Source organism: Bacteroides sp. GM023 (assembly GCF_014750685.1).
GTDB lineage: Bacteria > Bacteroidota > Bacteroidia > Bacteroidales > Bacteroidaceae > Bacteroides.
On the sequence record NZ_JAAXGE010000001.1, the window covers coordinates 45,551 to 65,257 of the forward strand.

Sequence of the window (19,707 nt, forward strand, 5' to 3'; positions counted from 1 at the left end):
CAATAAAAAATGAATCTTGATGAATGGCAGTTATATAAATGATGGATTATCTAGGGATGCTGTTAAAGATACTAAAGTAATAACTATGTTCCTTTTTATATTGTTTGTTTCTTTACTAGTATTCTTGATGCCGGGAATACTTCGTATATTTATGGTCAAATTTATTAATAAAAAGTGAGATGTTGAAAGTATTAACATTTATGAAGCAGGTAGCCAACGGGTTACAGGTGGAGGGAAACTTTGGTACTGCGCACGTCTATCGTAGCAGTCTGAATGCCATCATTGCTTATCGTGGGAAAAGCGATTTATTCTTTAGTGAAGTGACTTCGGAGTGGTTGAAAGGGTTCGAAGTCCATCTTCGTAATCGTGGGTGTAGTTGGAATACAGTTTCCACCTATATGCGTACCTTCCGTGCTGTTTACAACCGTGCGGTTAATCTTCGGAAAGCCCCTTATGTTCCGTATCTGTTCCGTTTCGTTTACACCGGTACACGTGCCGATCATAAACGTGCTTTGGCTGATGATGACATGAAGAAGGTCTTTGTTAATTTATCTCGGAAGGCGGGAGTATCATTGCCTGTGCGTCAGGCTCAAGAGTTATTCATTCTGATGTTTTTGCTTCGTGGTATGCCGTTTGTCGATCTTGCCTATTTGCGCAAGAGTGATTTGCGTGATAATGTGATAACGTATCGTAGGCGTAAAACAGGGTGTTCTTTGTCGGTGACATTAACTCCTGAAGCAATGATTCTGATAAAGAAGTACATGAACCGTGACTCTTCTTCGCCTTATTTGTTTTCGTTTTTGAAAAGCCGTGAAGGGACCAAGGAAGCCTATCGTGAATATCAGTTGGCATTGCGCAGCTTTAACCAACGATTGATGCTATTGGGAGAATTACTAGGATTGGGAGATAAATTAAGCTCATACACTGCCCGCCACACTTGGGCAACGACGGCTTATTATTGTGAAATCCATCCGGGTATTATTTCCGAAGCGATGGGACATTCATCTATCACGGTGACTGAGACTTATCTGAAACCTTTTCAGGATAAGAAAATAGATGAAGCAAATAAACAAGTACTTGATTTTGTGAAACGTACTGTGTCTGTAGTAAGCGTCTGAAAATTAAACCGTTACTCTGTAGGTAACGGGGATAAATTCCGGTGCAAATATGAGCATATTTCTTAAAACAACCAAACTAAATCACACATTTTTTCTAATAAATCACTCAAAAGAGGAACTATACCAAATAAAACAGACGGATTCTTTGTATTAGGGCTTTGTTAACTTCTAAATTTTGCAATAGATTTCCTTCCCCTACACTTCTCATCAAAAGCAGGGGTAAAAATGTTTCATCGCATATCATACCATTTTTCAGTATTGACTACTCTAAAAGAGCAGGCACAAAGGTTTCCCCGTTACCTACAGAGTAACGGGCTGTCTATTATTGAAACTTAGTGTTTAATAATATATTATTAATGTAATTTTTAAGTAGTTATGAAAAGAAAATTTGTAAAAGTGATGTTCTTCGGGGCGCTGGCACTTTCTACTGTCACCTATGTAGGCTGTAAGGACTACGATGATGACATCGACAATCTGCAAACACAGATTGACGCGAATAAAGCTAGCATTGCCGATTTACAAGCTAAAGTGAATGATGGTAAATGGGTGAAGGATGTTGTAAAGATTGAAGGTGGTTTCAGAATAACCTTTAATAATGAAGACTCTTATGACATCGTAAATGGAAAAAATGGTACTAGTCCTAAAGTTGAAATTAAGGATGGCTATTGGTATATTGATGGTGTAAAGCAAATTGAAGCTACTGGTCCACAGGGTCCTGTTGGCCCTGGTGGTTCACAAGGTCCTGTTGGTCCTGTTGGTGCTGATGGTAAATCACCCTATATTGGAACCGATGGTTTTTGGTATTTCTATCAACCTAAGCATGAAAATGCTATTAAAGAAGGTGATAAAACCGGATGGGTACAAGGTCCTGCTTCAGAAACTAGCATTTATGTAGTGAAGAGCCAAGATAAACCATGTTGGACTTTACATGTACGTAATGATAAAGATGAATGGCAGGAAGTTGTATTGCCCACTGCTGATAATTTGACGAGTATCAAAGGTGTGAATATTGAAGACGGACAAATTTCTACTGACGGAACAAAAGAAGTTAGCCTGTATTATGGTATTGCAAAAGACAAGGTTAAATTCGGTAACCCGGAAATTGAATATCCAAAAGATTATTTATTTACCAGTAGCGATGCTGTAATCAATACAATGGTAAACCCAGTAGATATTGATATTGAACAGTATACAGTAACATTGGAAGATTCGCATGGAAATACTTGCTTTGTACTGTCATCACCCGCAAAGAATATGTCATCTGATCCATTGAAGAATCCCACTACTCGTGCAGAACAATGGAACAAAGGAATTTATAATTTTGCTATTGCTTTTGCAAATGTTGATGCTGAAACTATCAAAAAAGGTGAGAATGTTGCTTATGCGTTATCTACCAAAAATGCATGGGGAAAAACAATTCTATCTGATTATGATGTGAAGATTAAAGCCGAGACTAATAATGCTCCTGATTTAATGGGTACGTCATATGCTACTGCTAAGGATATTGATATTAATGAAGAATGCATATTAGATGATCTTGTTCAGAGTGAAAATGTATTTGCTGATGGTAAGAGAAAAGGTTATAGTGAAGAAAATTTAGGGAAAGTCTTTGCTCACTATTATGCAATACCTAAGGATGCGAAAAATGTAACTCTAAAAGAGGTGGATGGGAAGACAGTTATTATTTCTTCTGAACCACAGACTGTGAAAGTTACTCTTAATTATCTGAAAGTTGATGGTACTCCTGATAAGAAAGAATTTAGTTTGAACTTTAAAACTCTTGCACAAAGTGTATCTTTGGATATGAATTGGGTTGTTGGTGCGAAGAATGCTGATTCTAAGGTTGCTTTGCCTAGTGATATTCTGAAATTATTGAAAGATACGAAGTATTCGATAGCTTATGCTTCTACTAAAAAAGTAAAACTTACTAGTACTGCTACGGCGGCAGATGGTAATATTGACTTTACTGCCGATGAAGTGAAAGTTAATGGTAAAGCTGTAACTTATAAAAATGGTAGTGTTAAACTTGCCTTGACAGATAATGACAAGACTGGTGATAAAAAAGTATATTATCTAACTCCAACATTTGATAATGCTTTAGTTACCGCTACATCTCATAAGATTGATTTGGTCGTTTATCATGAGGGTGGAGATGAAGCTACCGGTACGGATATTGCTAAGATAATTACAGTAAATCTGAACATCACTCAGGATAATAATACTATAAATGTCTTCAAACCGCTTAAGTCGTTCTTCGATGCTGATTTCAAGAATGCTACTGCTTATGGTACGACAACTGCGGACGTAGAGACTATCTCTTATAATTTGTACACTCTCTTTGAAAAAATTGACGACGACGTTAAAGATAATATAGAGTTTACTTTGTACAAGCCTGGAAAAGATGACAAAGGTGAAGAATGGACTGCTAATACTGCCGCAGATGCAAAAAAAGGTGATATCTCAGTTGCAAAATCTGAGATAGATAAAGCAAGACTTGTAACTGCTATCTATAAACCGTTTGGTAATGACAATCTTACTAAAATAAAGAAGGAATTTAATCTTACTTTTGCTTCGCAAATTGTAGGGCCTAAGACTGAAGTATTTGCTGATAAGAAATATTATCTTTCTATGGCAAGTCAAACATTTGATATTGATATCAAGAATTTCCAATGGAAAGATTATCTTGGTAAAGAAATTATATTGGATGATAGTAGGATAGCTAGTGCAAAATTGTCTTTGAGTGATGAGGCTGAGAACTATATTAAATTGAGTGCTAATGAATTCCCAGCAGATACTAAAGAAGAAACAGGAGTTAAAAAAGGCATTGTGAAAGTATCGTTGATTGTTACTACTACTACTGATATTCAAACAACAACGCCGGGTAGTGAAAGTTATATCATTATAACAGTGAAAGATATCTGGGACAAGATTACTACTGCCAAGATTGCTGTTCCTATCAAGAACAAGGCTGACGAAGACGCTGATAATGCTAAAAAATAAGCTTTGAAAATCCTTCACTTAATTGTGAAGATTATATAGAGGATGATAGATTAATAAATGATGCTTGTGAAAGTGTTCTTTATTATTTGTCTTCCTCTTCGATAGGGGATACCTCCCTTATTTCCCACAGGTATCCCTTTTCTTTGTCTCAGGTATCTTCTTTATTGCGCTAGAAACAATATGCTAGTCCCTTATTTCCCTATAGATAAGAAGGTATCTTGAGAAAACAAAAGCTCGGGCTTGTGAAAGTCCGTGCTTTTATTTAATATAACTATATATAAGAGTATGTAATAAATTAATGTCCTGAAAATTTTGACATAGAATTTAATCTATGTATTTCTGGATATATATAAAAATAATCGATTATGAAAAGTGTATATTATTATCTTGTAGTGCTGATTATACTTCTTTCAGCATGTCATACCAATAAATCGGAATTAGAAACAATCAAAGTTGCACAGTTTGGAGATGTATTTATATATACACCTCTATATTTGGCAAATGCCAAAGGATTCTTCAAGGAGGAAGGCTTGAAAGTTGATTTGATAAACACTGGAGGGGACGATAAAACTTATGCAGCGGTAATTGGCGGTTCTGCTTTATTTGGTATTGCTGATCCGACTTTTGTTGCCATTGCTAAGGAGCAAGGAATAGATGGACGTGTGATAGGAAGTATTGTCAACAGTGTTCCCTTTTGGGCTTTGACAAAAAATCCCGAAGTTCCTCAGATTGTGAATGCCGCAATGTTAGCACCTTACAGCGTAGCTACATTCTCTGCTCCATCTACAGCATATACAGTTCAAACTGAAATGTTCAAAGAAGCCAATCTGCCTCTAAATATCAAACAAGGTGCATTTGGAACTTTATTACCAATGCTTGATACTGGTAATGCTGACATTGCTCTTGAATTGGAACCTAATGTTTCAATTGCAATAGCCAATGGAGCAAAGGTCGTTTATTCTTTTGCTGATAAATATCCGGACTTTACCTTTACAGGTATCACAACAAGTAAAAAGACTATCGATGAAAAGCCTGAAATAGTTCAACGTTTTATTAATGCTATTACCAAAGCTGAAAAATTTGCGCATCAGTATCCCGATAGTACTGCTTATTATATGGTAGAGCTATACCCTGATGTGAACAAGGATATAATAATGCAAGCTATCAAACGTATGGTAGATTCAAACACATTACCTCAGAACGCAGTAATTTCACCGGAAGCTTGGAAGGAGGCTGTTGCATTACGTCATCGTATGGGTGATTTAAAATCATTGGATAATATAGAAAGTGTATTAGATATGAATTTTGCTGAGAAAGCACGTTAACAAAAAACTATTGAATATGAAAATCACATTTATGTTAGCCGCGAAAACATATATGTATCTCCCTCTTTTTCTGGCAAAAGAAAAAGGTATTTTTAAATCTGTATTTGAAGCAAAAAGAATAAAGGAGGAAATAGAGTTTCACGTTTGTGATGGCGATGACGACGCTATTGACAGTATGTTGGATTTTAACAGGAATGCGCGTAAATGTAAATTAGACGAAATAGCGATTGCAATTTCAGATCCGACCTCAATATTGCGGCAACATAAAAGTTTTGATAATAAAACAGATATAAAAGTTATAGGCAAATTGATAAACAAATTGCCTTTTTGGGTTATTTGTCCCTATAATGAGGAATTAGATAATAATTCACATAATGGATTTATGGATATTAAGGAATTAAAAGCTAAACGCCTTTATACACCTAATAGTTCATACATTACTGCTAACTCTTGCTGTTCTCAACTAGTAAAAAAAAATAATTATAGAATTAAGCAAGTTGATTTTTCCGAAGAAATACAGAAATGCATTGATGATCCCGAATCTATAGCCCTCACGGGCGATTTAAATTTAATGGCAAGAAAGTATATTGAAAATAAAATTTGTATTTATAGCCATATGGCAAATAATAATGATGAAAGTATAGCTACAACTATTGTAACCAGTAGATTCATATGTAAGCAGTACGAGGATATACTTGCACTTGTCTTAGAAGCTATTCAAAAAGCTATTTTTATTATATATTCATCTCCTGAAATAGCCACAGAAGTATGTTATAAAATCAGTGATGATATTGATAATTATAGAATGCCTGATGCTCAAAAGGAAAAAACAGAAATCATTATATCAATTATTAACAGCGATCATCTGTATCCGATGACTACTGATATCTCATTTTCTGACTGGAAAAAGACTGTCAATTATTACCTTTCACATGGGATAAATATATTTGAGCATATGAGAGATCGCAATTCACCAACCAGACCTAATGAGAATGAACCATATGTTGCAAGTATATATCAAAAAATGTTCTTTAAAAATCCTGCACACACTGCAGAAAGAAAGATTGTTGAGGATTTTGGAGTAGATTGCAATACTTTCGACAAAGAAATACCATATCATTTGATAAGAAAAATGAAAAATAAGATTTTGTTTTTCATGAGAAGAGATTTTTGGTATATCCTGTGCGTTATTTTATTTGTATGCGTTGTAGGTTATGTGGTATACCAGACTTTTTATAACAATAATCATGACTACATATCGAATGTTGGTTTGATATTTGGTGTATTATCCTTAATATGGGGTATCTTAACTAGTCTGGGGGTATTCCCTAAGTTGAAAAAAACGAGTAATTATGATGATTGAATTACAAGATGTTGGCTTTGCCTATAATAACAAACATTTACTATTCTCTAACTTGAATCTCCATATTGATAGAGGAGATATTGTATCTATTGTCGGTAATAGTGGCTGTGGAAAAACTACATTGCTGAATCTTATTGCTGGAGTTTTGTTACCTTCTAAAGGAGAAATTAGGATGTCGGATAAAAATATAGCCTATTTGATGCAGGATGTCACTCTATTGCCTTATAGAACAGCATGGGAAAACACCTTTCTGGCTTGTGAACTGAGGGGAATGGCTGTTGACAGAAAACGGAAGCAGGCCGCTAAAGAAACATTAGACTTATTCAATATAGAAACAGAAGCTTTAGACAAGTTTCCAAAAGAGCTCTCTGGAGGAATGAGACAACGGATTGGATTGTTACAAACTCTGCTTACTGACGCTTCTTTATTTTTGCTTGACGAACCTTTTAACGCCATTGATATTAATGCACTGAACAGTATTAAGTTATATATATGGGAATACCTCATCAGGAGTGATAAAACAATGATTTTTATTACCCATAACATTGATCAGGCATTGCTTTTAAGCAACCGGATTCTAATAATGAGAAGCTCAACTGAGCTATTAGAAATAAAGCCCGTTAAAGAATATTGCGCACTTTCCCCTGACGAAAGAGTAGATACAGACGAATATAAAAGACTTTTTTTTGAAATCGTTGAGAAATTGAAATATGAGAAATAAAATATTACAATGGCTACCATTAGCTGTTTTACTGATTGCTTGGGAAGCATGTGCTCATTTCCGATCAGGTTTTTCAACTATGTTTTCTTCCCCTGTGAAAATAATAACATTGTTATATGAAAAGACTGTATCTGGTGACCTGCCATATCATACGTTCATAACTGCTTATGAAGCATTTGCCGGATTATTGTTGGGGCTATTCATTGGATGTGTTATAGGTTTCATTTTGGTCTATTTCCCAAAATGTTCAAAAATATCTCATCCATATATAATTGCACTTAGCTCGATTCCTACATTCGCATTGGCTCCTCTAATGATTATCTGGTTTGGAACTGGACTGCAAATGAAAATTATATTGGCGTTCCTCTCTACCGTCTTTATTACTGCTTTTCAAACCTACGAAGGAGCAAGCAAAATTTCTGAAAGTGACGATACTTTTTTCAGAATTAATCATGCGACCAATAAACAACGCTTTTGGATGCTCTCATTTCCAGCCTCATTGGATTGGGTTATTCAATCACTCAAACTGAATGCCGGCTTCTGTATATTGGGAGCATTCATAGGTGAATTTATTGCCTCTGAAGCAGGTTTAGGATATATCATTCTAAAAGCAAGTGGTTTATATGACACTACCTATGTCTTTGTTTCCATTATATGTATTATTCTACTTTCTATGTTTTTTAATTTACTGGCTGTGTTTGTGAATAAATATAAATTAAGGATAATTCGTTTCGCTGCAATGAAATACGGCAAATAAAATAATTCTGCATACGATTTTTATTTATCCGGTTGTAATTGCTGAAAGTTCTCATCATATAATCCAATAAGTAAACTTTGTCCTTTATCATCCACTTTTAGCCCACCATACATGGCATCCTGATAAAGAGTATCCTGTCCCTCTTCAAAGAAGAAGGATTCGGCGCCGAGAAATATCCGCCCATTTACTATTTTGTATTTGATAGCTATCTCATTATCACTCAAAGGTGTTAGAGTATTCTGTAATCGTATAAGTTGACCTACCTGATTGCTGTCCGTTTGGAGAATAGCATAACCGCGTGTGGCAGTCTGCTCATCTATAAAGTCTGACGAAGATGAGTTTATTTCGTAGTTGAGTCTCATGTAGTCCCCTTGCATGAGAGAACGAGGGTCAACGGGAGCTAAGTGTAATAACACTAACTGCCCATCCTTCAAAGTCTGTTCTTTCTTGAAAACAGACCAGTTGAAGTATCCCAGTAACAATATAAGATTTACAATAATCAATATCCGGCTATATTTTTTCATGTCTTATTCTTTTTTGAGTGAAGAAATACCAGGCTGCAATGAATGCGATTCCAATAATGAATAACGTGATAGACTTAATAAGTAAGCTTATATTCAAATCATAGTAGTATTTGGAAACAGCATAGATAAAGAGAAGGAGTGAGGCTGCACACTCTGCTTTATAGCCATAATGGAAACATATCAGAATCAGTAATAAGCTACCGGACAAATAAGGGGCAAATGCAGTGGGCAGACAGATGACGATACAAAGAATATAGATGCCGACCTGATGTACCGGGTTATCCACTTGCATAACTTTCATAATCCGTTGAACCATGATAAGAAGTCCTATCCATATAGATACAGACAGAATGCAGGATACAATCCAATAATTCATATCCTGTGTCAGATAATTGATTGACAGTCCACTCATTAAAACAAGACAAGAAACGAATAGCCCGTAGTGGAATGGCATGTATTTGGAAAAATTATTTCCTAGTCGGGCAAGCAGTTTCTCTTCAAAAAGATTGGTGAACAGGAATGCTGCCATAACAGGAATTACTGCAATCTGCAGAGCATAGGAAGAAGAAAAAATACGAGTTATTTCTCCAAAGAAGGATATAATAAACGCAATCACTGAAAGAAAGGGCAGGATGAAACCTTTCGACAGCCTGAAGGTGAGCATACTGATTCCTATAAGTACAATGAAAAGTATATTCATGGAATCACTAATCCCAAAGCCAACCAATACGCATCCTGCAATATATAAAGTGATATTCATAGCATCCAGGAAAGACCGGATGACAAGACGGCTGATTGTTAATGTGGCAATAATTAATAAACTTCCAACTAGCAGGCATGAAATTTCGGAACTTAGGATTCGGGCAAGTGCAAGAAATCCGAGAAAGAAGATAGCAGTCAGTATTCCACCGATGATGGATACAACTTGAATTGTAAGATTATGCTTCTGTGCCATACCACTTCTTTTTTAGTTGAAGAATAATGTAGATAAGTAAGGTCGTTCCGGTGATAACCATAATTCCTGAAAAGAAGAATAGATTGACATCTCTCAAATCGCTATGGCATATGAATGCAGTCAATAGAATCATCAATGTCGCAAAAGGAATAACAGCCAGATAAAACAGATTCTTTTCTTTCCATCCAAACCATAGCCCTGCGGAGAATATAAGAATAGTGCTTATGAGTGAAACGATGATAGCTTTTTCTTCGCAGATGGTTGCTATTGTAAGCGAGCTGGCATCTGAAATCGCCAGCATCGTAAGAAAACTCGTGTGCACAATGGTAGCCAATGAAAGAAGGCTGACAAACCAGCGGTTCTGTTTATTCAGGCTTCCTTTTATACTCATCCATTCTGTGATGACAGTTGCCAAAGCACATATCCAAGTCACTGCATTGGCAAGCAAAGTCATTTCCCATGAGTCAGGATTAGCTATTTGTATATTATACAGCCATATCGTCGTACAAAGTAACCCGATAAAAGTCAGCCATAACGGAGCAAAACGAATGGCAACCGCCCAAAGGATAGTAAAGAGTGTCCAGCCCAGGAAAAGATCATAAGCATCAGCCCCCGTCTGATAAATTTGTCCGAAGACAGCAAAGAGCGTACCTATCAGGAAAGTCGCTCCTGTAAGAAGAATCTGTTTGACAAGCCTGTTCCATCGGGTGAATACGGCAAGCAAGACAGAAGATATTAATAATACTTCTACAATTCCCAGTTTTGCAAATTTAGGCAGGTCGTTCCAGTTATAGGCAAAGAAAAAAATGATACCTGATACAGTAAAACCAATGCCCACTGCTAATAGGAAAATGGATAGAAACCGGTTCCATTCCTTTTTGTTTGCGTACAAAGCTTGTCGTGACAAGGGTGAAGAGTCAGCCTTTTCCATATGTTTCAACTTTTAGATGATTACAAACATAAGAAAATAAAATGATAATCACCCTTGTCACTCAACTTAAAATACTTCCCGTATATGCTTATAATTCGAATTGATAGTATCAATTACCTCTTGTGAACGTCCGTTGATTAACAACTTATACATGGATTGGGCAAAACCTACCATCTGTCCCAATTCAATTTTAGGCGGCATGGCAAGCGCATTCGGGTCAGTCATGATATTCACGAGCACAGGGCCATCCAGTTCGAAAGCATTGAATAGAGTCGTTAATACTTCTTCCGGGTTGCTGACATTGAATCCTGTCATTCCCATTGCTTCGGCTACCTGGGCAAAATCAGGATTCAGCATATTTGTTTGCCAGTCCGGTAGCCCGTCCACTTCCATTTCCAGTTTCACCATTCCCAGTGAACGGTTATTGAATACAATAATCTTAATCGGCAATTTATATTGAACAACCGTCTCCAAATCTCCCAAAGTCATCGACAGTCCGCCGTCTCCACAAAGCGCAACTACCTGACGGTCGGGGCAAGCCAAAGCCGCGCCAATAGCTTGCGGTAACGCATTAGCCATAGAACCGTGATTGAAAGAACCCAGCATATGGCGCATTCCTGTTGCTTGCAGATAACGTGCTCCCCATACGCAAGTCATCCCCGTATCTACTGTGAATACAGCATCATCCGAAGCCAGCTTGTCAATCTCGGACATTACATATTCAGGATGAATCTTATTCACCTCCCCTTTATCTTCCGTATAGGCAGCGAGGTCTTTCTTCACCCCCTCATACCTTTTGAGCTGCTTCACCAGGAATGTATCATCCGTTTTCGGATTCAGCATACGGAGTAAAGCCTGAATACTCAGCTTTACATCTCCGCAAAGCCCGATATCCACTTTGGCACGCCGACCCAAACGTTCGGGTTTTATATCAATCTGAGCTATCTTAATGTCATCCGGCAAGAAAGCAGAATAAGGAAAATCCGTTCCAAGCATAAGAAGCACTTCCGCTTCGTGCATGCTGTAATATCCCGAAGGCATTCCCAAAAGTCCGGTCATACCCACTTCATACGGATTCTCGTATTGCACTTCCATCTTCCCCTTGAAAGTATAAACCACTGGCGCATTTAGTTTCTCTGAAAGTGCAATTACTTCCTCATGAGCTCCCCGGCAGCCGATACCGCAGAAAAGAGTGATACGTTTATGCTTGTTTAATAAATCAGCCAGTTGCGCCAAATCCTCTTCCGCCGGACAAACTTCCGGCACGGCAGGATAGTTACGAACCGACGAATCGACAGAAACGGCAGAAGCCTTTGCCAAATCTCCCGGCAACCCGATAACCGATACCCCTTTGCGAGTGATAGCCGTCTGAATAGCCGATTGAAGCATGCGGGGAAATTGCGTGGGCGTGGTAGCTACCTCATTATAATAACTACAATCATTAAATAGTTTAATGGTATTCGTCTCCTGAAAATATTCAGTACCGAACTCCCCGGTGGGAATAGTGGAAGCAATGGCAATAACCGGTGCACCCGAACGGTGCGCGTCATACAAACCGTTGATAAGATGAACATGCCCCGGCCCGCTACTTCCGGCACAGCATCCCGGACGACCGGTCAGTTGTGCTTCCGCTGCCGCAGCATATGCTCCGGTTTCTTCGTGGCGGACATGTATCCATTTTATTTTATCGTTCTTTCTGACAGCTTCGTTTACTTCATTCAGACTGTCTCCCGTCACTGCATAAATGCGTTCTACCCCGGATTGCACCAGGGTATCTATGAGTTGTTCTGCTACTTTTCTTGCCATATCTGTAATAGGTTTAGGATTGATTTTTAAGTAATAACAGCTATCTGCAAAGAAAAGTTCTAATTTAACATATGCTAATAACTGCTTTGTGTCGGAACACATCGCTGTTTTTGTGTTAAAAAGAATTTTGTAACAACTTTTTAGCAAAGCGGTATAAATAAATGCAATATCCTTTTGTTATCTTTATAGGCGAAATCTTAACCTAATGTTTTAAACCTCTTAATAACTGTAGAAAATGAATAGAAGTGAAATCGGCGTGAATGCCGGTAAAGTTTGGCAACTGCTTAGCAATAATGAGAAGTGGGGCTACGGACTTCTGAAAAGAAAATCCGGGCTGAAGGACAAAGAGTTGGGCGCCGCTTTAGGATGGTTGTCAAGAGAGAATAAGATAGAGTTCGACCAGTGTGATGAAGAACTTTACGTATATCTCTGTGTGAATGTTTACATTGGCTAAAGGAGTTTAGTACCTTAACAAGAACAAAAAAATCCCCGAAGTAACGACAGGATGGTCAATGCTTCGGGGATTTTTGTTTTTATTCCTTTTCTTTTTTATGGATGTTCATTTCAATGAGGAAAGCGCTTAAAAGACCTATACCGCCAAAGAAAAGTACGCATGCGCCATAAACGAGACTGGCTTGCTGTGATACATTCCATGCGGCATCTCTACCGGTAGAGTAATTAGGAAAAGCTGCACAACAAATGAAAAAAGCGATTAGAAGTCCTAAACCTATGCCAATCATCAGGAAACCGGCTTTCAGACTACTGAAGGTGAACCGTGAACGGGAATAGTTGACATTGAAAGATAATTTGCTGCTAATATCCCCCATGCTAAGCTTATCGCCTAGTTTCTCAATCATGATTATCCGTTCTTTTTTGCATACAAAGAGTTCGAATAATTTGTAAATACCCAATGTGATAATACCTACCACTAAAGGAACCAAGATAAAATCCATCATAATTATACTATTTTTAAGTGATTATTTTCGTTCTTTGTACCGTTTGACGCAGACAGCAGAAAAAGGTTACACATCACGGCTGGTTATTTTTCAATTCTATTTTTTTATTCTGAAACTGTAACCTTTTATAATACATAGCGTCTAATTGGTCAAGATGGAACAGAAAGACGAGATATACTATATAACACGAATACTGGATGGGGAAACAGAATATTTTTCTGTGTTGCTTGACCGTTACAGCCGTCCTTTATATTCGTTGATAGTACAAATCGTCGGTTGTCCGGAAGATGCGGAAGAGTTGTTACAAGATGTTTTTCTGAAGGCTTTTCGCAATTTGTCCGGTTATAAGGGTGAATGTCGTTTTTCTACCTGGCTCTACCGGATAGCCTATACTACTGCTATCTCAGCGACTCGAAAGAAGAAACTGGAGTTTCTGTATATTGAGGAGAATACTATTAATAATGTACCTGATGAGAAAGCGGATGAAGTGATTTCTTCGGCAAGAGATGAAGAACAGATAGAATGTCTATGTAAAGCCATCGAGCAATTGACCGGAGAAGAAAAGGCATTGATTACTTTATTCTATTATGAAGGGAAATCAATGGAAGAGATAGGTGAGGTGTTGAAGATAACGATAAGCAATGTGAAAATCAGACTGCACCGTACCCGCAAGAAAATATATGTATTAATGAATGGTAAATGATAGAAGAGGAGATGGAAACGGAGAAGAAAATAGAAGATAATATGCGAAGTGCATTGAAACAGGCACTTGAACGGCGGCAAATGGAACGTTTGTCTTCCAATTTCTCCTATCGGATGATGGGACATATCCGGCTGGAAGCAGAGAAACAGCGAAAAAGAAAAGCGAAAATCAGTTGGGTGGCCCTGCTGACATCTGTCTTTGCATTGCTGGGACTCGGCATTTACTTTTTGTTCTTTTATGTGGATATTAACTTTGCCGATTACTTGCCACAGACAGATGTCCGGTCGGAAGCTCCTTTGTTGAAGTTTTATATCTATATAGCTTTGTTGGTCTTAATTTTACTGGGGGTAGATTATTGGTTGCGTAAGAAGTATATTTGGAAATAAATCTGTTACTTTGCAATTCAATTTAAAATGCAAGGAAACAATGAGAAGTTTTGCCTCTGATAATAATTCCGGTGTGCATCCGTTGGTGATGGAAGCGTTGAACCGGGCGAATATAGACCATGCACTAGGCTATGGCGATGATAAATGGACAGAAGAAGCAGTAGCTAAGATAAAGGAAACCTTTACGCCGAACTGTGTCCCCTTATTTGTATTCAACGGTACAGGCAGCAATGTCGTGGCATTACAATTAATGACACGTCCGTATCATTCTATCTTTTGTGCGGAAACAGCTCATATCTATGTAGATGAGTGTGGCTCTCCCGTAAAAATGACCGGCTGTCAGATTCGCCCGATTGTTACCCCGGACGGCAAACTCACCCCGGAACTGATGCAACCTTACCTTCATGGCTTTGGCGACCAGCATCATTCACAGCCCAGGGCGCTTTATATTTCCCAATGTACCGAACTTGGCACGATTTATACTCCCGAAGAACTGAAACGCCTGACCGACTTTGCCCATCTGAACGGTATGTACGTCCATATGGACGGAGCAAGAATCGCCAACGCCTGTGCTGCCCTGAATCTCTCTCTCAAAGAACTGACCGTAGATTGCGGAGTGGATATTCTGAGTTTCGGCGGTACAAAGAACGGATTAATGATGGGAGAGTGCGTTATCATATTCAATAAAGACTTGCAATCGGAAGCACGGTTCATTCGTAAGCAGTCTGCCCAGTTGGCTTCGAAGATGCGTTACCTTTCCTGCCAGTTTACAGCTTATCTGACAAACGACCTTTGGCTGAAAAATGCGAAGCATGCCAATGCGATGGCAGCCAAACTTTACAATGAGTTGAAGAAATTCCCGGAAGTAACCTTTACTCAAAAGGCGGAAAGCAACCAGCTATTCCTGACCATGCCCCGCCCGGAAATCGACCGGATGCTGGAATCTTATTTCTTTTATTTTTGGAATGAAGATAATAATGAAATCCGCCTGGTAACTTCTTTTGATACCACAGAACACGATGTTGACGAGTTTATTCGACTTTTTAAACGTTAAAAAGGAAAAAAGGGTCAACAAAAGCTCCTGAAACTCTGTTGTAATAAGAAGTTTGAAACTAACTTTGTCCCAAAAGTTTTCTACTTCTTATTACAATGAATACTAGACAGAACAGGCTAATATTATTCGCGCTATTGTTACTAACACAAACCTCACTTGGCGCGCAGATGCATTCTACCGAAATTGAACTGCCTGGAGATTCTGTATCAGTAATTGCCGAAGATACTGTTGCGGTAAAGCGCAGCTTCTTCAAGAAGTTTCTCGATTACTTCAATGATGCCAATAAGGAAAAAAAGAATAAAAAGTTTGATTTCAGCGTGATAGGCGGTCCTCATTATTCCAGCGATACTAAATTCGGACTTGGACTGGTGGCGGCGGGTTTATACCGCACCGATTATAATGATACGATTCTTCCCCCTTCCAATGTATCCCTCTATGGAGATGTCTCTACGGTTGGCTTCTATTTATTGGGAGTTCGTGGAAATCATCTGTTTCCACAAGATAAATACCGTTTGAACTATAACCTTTATTTTTATTCTTTCCCCAGCCTTTATTGGGGCAGAGGATATGATAATGGAGCAAACTCTGATAACGAAAGCGATTATAAACGCTTTCAGGCACAAGTGAAAGTAGACTTCATGTTCCGTATGGCGAAGAATTTCTATATCGGCCCGATGGCTGTATTCGACTACATCGACGGACGGGACTTTGAAAAACCGGAACTATGGGAAGGAATGGCAGCACGGACTACTAACACAAGTCTCGGACTTTCCCTTCTCTACGACTCACGTGACTTCCTGACAAATGCTTACCGGGGATATTATCTGCGACTGGACCAACGGTTTAGCCCAGCTTTCCTTGGCAATAAATATGCGTTCAGCAATACCGAATTGACTACCAGCTATTATCACACCGTATGGAAAGGCGGAGTGCTGGCAGGACAATTTCACACATTGTTGACCTACGGAGATACCCCTTGGGGACTGATGGCAACCCTGGGAAACTCTTATTCGATGCGTGGATACTACGAAGGTCGTTATCGTGACAAGTGCGCGATGGATGCGCAAATAGAACTCCGGCAACACGTTTGGAAGCGGAATGGAGTAGCTGTATGGGCAGGGGCGGGAACAATCTTCCCGAAATTCTCCGAGTTTACCCCGAAGCATATTCTACCCAATTACGGTTTCGGTTACCGCTGGGAGTTTAAAAAGAGAGTAAATGTACGTTTGGACTTAGGTTTTGGTAAACACCAGACCGGATTTATCTTTAATATCAATGAAGCTTTTTAAGAATATAAAGAATTGGTTGGAAAATCAGGAACACTTGTTTTATCTGTTCCTGTTTATCCTGATAGTGCCTAACATCGTCCTCTGTTTTACAGAGCCGCTGCCGGTGATGGCAAAAGTTGCTAATGTATTGTTGCCTTTTGGCTGTTATTACCTGTTGATGACGCTGTCGAGAAACTGCGGTAAGATGCTTTGGATTTTGTTCCTGTTCCTATTCTTCGGAGCTTTCCAAATCGTACTGCTTTACTTGTTCGGACAGTCCATCATCGCTGTCGATATGTTCCTGAATCTGGTGACTACCAATTCGAGTGAAGCACTCGAACTGCTCGATAACCTGACTCCCGCTATTATCGCCGTAATCATACTTTATGTCCCTGCATTGATTTTAGGAACGATTTCAATGATTCGCAAGCGCAAGTTATCGGTAGAGTTCATCCGCAGAGAACGGAAAAGGGCTCTCATAGTCTTTGGTATTTCCCTTCTCAGCCTTGCCGGAGCGTATGTACAAGATTCGGGCTATGAACTAAAGTCGGATTTATATCCGCTGAATGTCTGTTATAATGTAGGTCTTGCCTTCCAACGGACAGCCTTGACGCAGAATTATCATCAAACCTCGAAAGACTTTACCTTCCATGCCAAAGCCACCCATCCGCAAGAGGAACGGGAAGTGTATGTGATGGTAATAGGCGAAACGTCCCGTGCCCTGAACTGGCAATTGTACGGTTATGAACGCGAGACGAATCCATTATTGTCTCAGCAGACAGGATTGATTGCTTTCCCGAAGGTACTGACAGAGTCGAATACGACACACAAAAGCGTACCTATGCTGATGTCGGACGTCAACGCCTGCAACTACGACTCTATTTATCACCAAAAAGGAATCATCACCGCCTTTAAAGAAGCCGGTTTCAAGACCGCCTTCTTCTCTAATCAGCGTTACAACCATTCATTTATCGACTTCTTCGGAAAGGAAGCCGACACCTATGATTTTATAAAAGAAGATTCTCTTGATTCGAGCTATAACCCGTCCGATGACGAACTCTTGAAACTGGTGGAACAAGAACTGGCGAAAGGCGCAACGAAGCAATTTATCGTACTTCATACCTACGGTTCCCACTTCAATTATCGCGAACGTTATCCATTGGAAAACACTTTCTTCACACCGGATTATCCGGTCGATGCGGAACGGAAATATCGGGATAATCTGGTGAACGCTTATGATAATTCGATCCGTTACACGGATGGTTTCCTGGCAAGAATCATCCGTATGTTGGAAAAGCAACAGGTAGACGCCGCTATGATTTATACCTCCGACCATGGAGAGGATATTTTCGACGATTCCCGTCATTTGTTCCTTCATGCTTCGCCCGTGCCTTCTTATTATCAGCTTCATGTGCCGTTCTTCATTTGGATGTCCGACAGTTACCGGGAAACTCATCCCGAACATTGGCAAGCGGCAATGGATAATAAAGAGAAGGACGTTTCTTCCAGCAGTTCCTTCTTCCCGACCATACTGGATTTGGGCGGGATAGAAACTCCTTACAGGGATGATTCACAATCCGTAGCAACTTCACTTTATCAAATGAAGCCGAGAGCATATTTGAATGACCATAACGAACCCCGTCCGTTGGATGATTTGGGCATGAAGAAACCGGATTTCCGAATGTTGGAGCAGAAGGAGATTAAGTATAAAGAGAAGTATTAAGTAGTATGCCATGCGGACGGAAACTTGCCGGAAGCCACGGCTAATACCTAATACTTAATACTTGCTAAAATTTGCATCCAAAAGCAGGATTGGCGTGTTATTTGCCGTATGATGTATGAACGATTAAATTCATAAAACATGGCCTATATAGATTATTACAAGATTCTTGGAGTAGACAAAAGTGCTTCTCAGGACGATATCAAAAAGGCTTTTCGCAAGTTGGCCCGGAAATACCATCCTGACCTGAACCCCAATGACCCGAGTGCAAAGGATAAGTTTCAGGAAATCAATGAAGCCAATGAAGTACTGAGTGACCCTGAGAAACGTAAAAAGTATGATGAGTACGGAGAGCATTGGAAGCATGCCGATGAATTCGAAGCACAGAAACGAGCGCAGCAACAAGCCGGTGGCTTTGGCGGCGCGGGCGGTTTCGGCGGATTCGGTGGTGGCGGAAGTGGCGGACAAGGTTTCTCTGACGGAAACGGTGGATACTGGTACAGTTCCGACGGTGAAGGTTTCTCCGGTGGTAATGCCAGTGGTTTCTCCGATTTCTTCGAATCAATGTTCGGTGGACATCGCGGTGGACGGGGACAAGGTTCTGCGGGATTCCGCGGACAGGACTTTAATGCCGAACTTCACCTGTCTCTTCGTGATGCTTCTCAGACGCATAAACAAGTATTGACCGTTAATGGTAAACAAGTGCGTATCACTATCCCTGCCGGTGTAGCCAACGGACAAGTGATTAAACTGAAAGGCTACGGAGCCGAAGGTATCAACGGCGGTCCTGCGGGCGACCTGTACATTACTTTCGTCATAGCCGAAGACCCCGTATTCAAGCGCCTGGGTGACGATTTGTATGTAGATATGGAAGTAGACCTTTACACAGCCGTATTGGGTGGTGAAAAGCTGGTCGACACGTTGGACGGTAAAGTGAAACTGAAGATAAAACCGGAAACACAGAACGGTACGAAAGTCCGTCTGAAAGGAAAAGGATTCCCGGTTTATAAGAAGGAAGGACAATTCGGTGACTTGATTGTGACCTATTCTGTCAAGATTCCTACGAACTTGACGGACAGACAGAAAGAGTTGTTCCGCGAGTTACAGAGTATGAACTAAA

The 19,707-nt window shown here is 39.5% G+C and carries 18 protein-coding genes; 13 read left to right on the top strand and 5 right to left on the bottom strand.

The genetic code is table 11. The annotated features are described in order from the left end of the window. Positions 1 to 179 precede the first annotated feature (179 nt). The 6 genes from HC965_RS00180 to HC965_RS00205 all read left to right on the top strand — a co-directional run bounded on the left by HC965_RS00180 (position 180) and on the right by HC965_RS00205 (position 8,284). Positions 180 to 1,118 (top strand): site-specific integrase, encoded by a 939-nt coding sequence (locus HC965_RS00180; RefSeq protein WP_191029528.1) that lies wholly within the window; start codon positions 180 to 182, stop codon positions 1,116 to 1,118. A 375-nt stretch (positions 1,119 to 1,493) separates the two neighbouring features. Further along, positions 1,494 to 4,118, top strand: coding sequence for a hypothetical protein (locus HC965_RS00185; RefSeq protein ID WP_191029529.1), 2,625 nt, complete (start codon positions 1,494 to 1,496; stop codon positions 4,116 to 4,118). Positions 4,119 to 4,483: 365 nt separating this feature from the next. Then, the gene (locus HC965_RS00190) at positions 4,484 to 5,443 is read left to right on the top strand and encodes an ABC transporter substrate-binding protein (protein WP_191029530.1); all 960 of its coding nucleotides are present in this window, start codon (positions 4,484 to 4,486) and stop codon (positions 5,441 to 5,443) included. A 16-nt stretch (positions 5,444 to 5,459) separates the two neighbouring features. Further along, entirely contained in the window at positions 5,460 to 6,806 is a 1,347-nt protein-coding gene (locus HC965_RS00195) for a hypothetical protein (protein WP_191029531.1), read from the top strand. Beyond that, positions 6,796 to 7,527 carry an ABC transporter ATP-binding protein gene (locus HC965_RS00200; protein ID WP_191029532.1) on the top strand — a complete coding sequence of 244 codons (732 nt, stop codon included), beginning with the start codon at positions 6,796 to 6,798 and terminating at the stop codon, positions 7,525 to 7,527. The genes HC965_RS00195 and HC965_RS00200 overlap by 11 nt, the downstream gene beginning before the upstream one ends. Then, positions 7,517 to 8,284 carry an ABC transporter permease gene (locus HC965_RS00205; RefSeq protein WP_191029533.1) on the top strand — a complete coding sequence of 256 codons (768 nt, stop codon included), beginning with the start codon at positions 7,517 to 7,519 and terminating at the stop codon, positions 8,282 to 8,284. The genes HC965_RS00200 and HC965_RS00205 overlap by 11 nt, the downstream gene beginning before the upstream one ends. Before the next feature lie 20 nt (positions 8,285 to 8,304). On the opposite strand, the gene HC965_RS00210 is transcribed toward HC965_RS00205, so the two are convergent. The 4 genes from HC965_RS00210 to HC965_RS00225 form a co-directional block, all read right to left on the bottom strand. After that, positions 8,305 to 8,808 (bottom strand): GDYXXLXY domain-containing protein, encoded by a 504-nt coding sequence (locus HC965_RS00210; protein WP_191029534.1) that lies wholly within the window; start codon positions 8,806 to 8,808, stop codon positions 8,305 to 8,307. Further along, positions 8,795 to 9,763, bottom strand: coding sequence for a DUF4401 domain-containing protein (locus tag HC965_RS00215; RefSeq protein ID WP_191029535.1), 969 nt, complete (start codon positions 9,761 to 9,763; stop codon positions 8,795 to 8,797). Before HC965_RS00215 ends, HC965_RS00210 begins: the two co-directional genes overlap by 14 nt. Continuing rightward, the gene (locus HC965_RS00220) at positions 9,747 to 10,694 is read right to left on the bottom strand and encodes a DUF2157 domain-containing protein (RefSeq protein WP_191029536.1); all 948 of its coding nucleotides are present in this window, start codon (positions 10,692 to 10,694) and stop codon (positions 9,747 to 9,749) included. The genes HC965_RS00215 and HC965_RS00220 overlap by 17 nt, the downstream gene beginning before the upstream one ends. A gap of 66 nt (positions 10,695 to 10,760) precedes the next feature. Then, positions 10,761 to 12,500: a thiamine pyrophosphate-dependent enzyme gene (locus HC965_RS00225; protein WP_191029537.1), complete on the bottom strand. Its 1,740-nt coding sequence runs from the start codon at positions 12,498 to 12,500 to the stop codon at positions 10,761 to 10,763. A gap of 235 nt (positions 12,501 to 12,735) precedes the next feature. Here HC965_RS00225 and HC965_RS00230 point away from each other — a divergent pair, with 235 nt between their 5' ends. Beyond that, the gene (locus HC965_RS00230) at positions 12,736 to 12,954 is read left to right on the top strand and encodes a winged helix-turn-helix domain-containing protein (protein ID WP_022136827.1); all 219 of its coding nucleotides are present in this window, start codon (positions 12,736 to 12,738) and stop codon (positions 12,952 to 12,954) included. Positions 12,955 to 13,033: 79 nt separating this feature from the next. Here HC965_RS00230 and HC965_RS00235 read toward each other — a convergent pair whose 3' ends face one another. After that, a complete protein-coding gene (locus tag HC965_RS00235) occupies positions 13,034 to 13,456 on the bottom strand; it encodes a DUF6249 domain-containing protein (RefSeq protein WP_191029538.1) in 423 nt (140 codons plus the stop codon). A 154-nt stretch (positions 13,457 to 13,610) separates the two neighbouring features. Between HC965_RS00235 and HC965_RS00240 the strand changes: the two genes are divergently transcribed. The 6 genes from HC965_RS00240 to HC965_RS00265 all read left to right on the top strand — a co-directional run bounded on the left by HC965_RS00240 (position 13,611) and on the right by HC965_RS00265 (position 19,706). Next, positions 13,611 to 14,159, top strand: a complete 549-nt coding sequence (locus HC965_RS00240; RefSeq protein ID WP_191029539.1) for an RNA polymerase sigma factor — start codon at positions 13,611 to 13,613, stop codon at positions 14,157 to 14,159. A gap of 11 nt (positions 14,160 to 14,170) precedes the next feature. Then, positions 14,171 to 14,545 (top strand): hypothetical protein, encoded by a 375-nt coding sequence (locus HC965_RS00245; protein WP_191030026.1) that lies wholly within the window; start codon positions 14,171 to 14,173, stop codon positions 14,543 to 14,545. A gap of 40 nt (positions 14,546 to 14,585) precedes the next feature. Then, entirely contained in the window at positions 14,586 to 15,599 is a 1,014-nt protein-coding gene (locus HC965_RS00250; RefSeq protein WP_191029540.1) for a low specificity L-threonine aldolase, read from the top strand. Between the two features lie 95 nt (positions 15,600 to 15,694). Then, positions 15,695 to 16,888, top strand: coding sequence for a BamA/TamA family outer membrane protein (locus HC965_RS00255; RefSeq protein WP_191029541.1), 1,194 nt, complete (start codon positions 15,695 to 15,697; stop codon positions 16,886 to 16,888). Further along, positions 16,875 to 18,590 carry a phosphoethanolamine transferase gene (locus HC965_RS00260; protein ID WP_191029542.1) on the top strand — a complete coding sequence of 572 codons (1,716 nt, stop codon included), beginning with the start codon at positions 16,875 to 16,877 and terminating at the stop codon, positions 18,588 to 18,590. The genes HC965_RS00255 and HC965_RS00260 overlap by 14 nt, the downstream gene beginning before the upstream one ends. A 138-nt stretch (positions 18,591 to 18,728) precedes the next feature. Further along, a complete protein-coding gene (locus HC965_RS00265) occupies positions 18,729 to 19,706 on the top strand; it encodes a DnaJ C-terminal domain-containing protein (protein WP_191029543.1) in 978 nt (325 codons plus the stop codon). The last annotated feature ends 1 nt before the right edge of the window (position 19,707 follow it).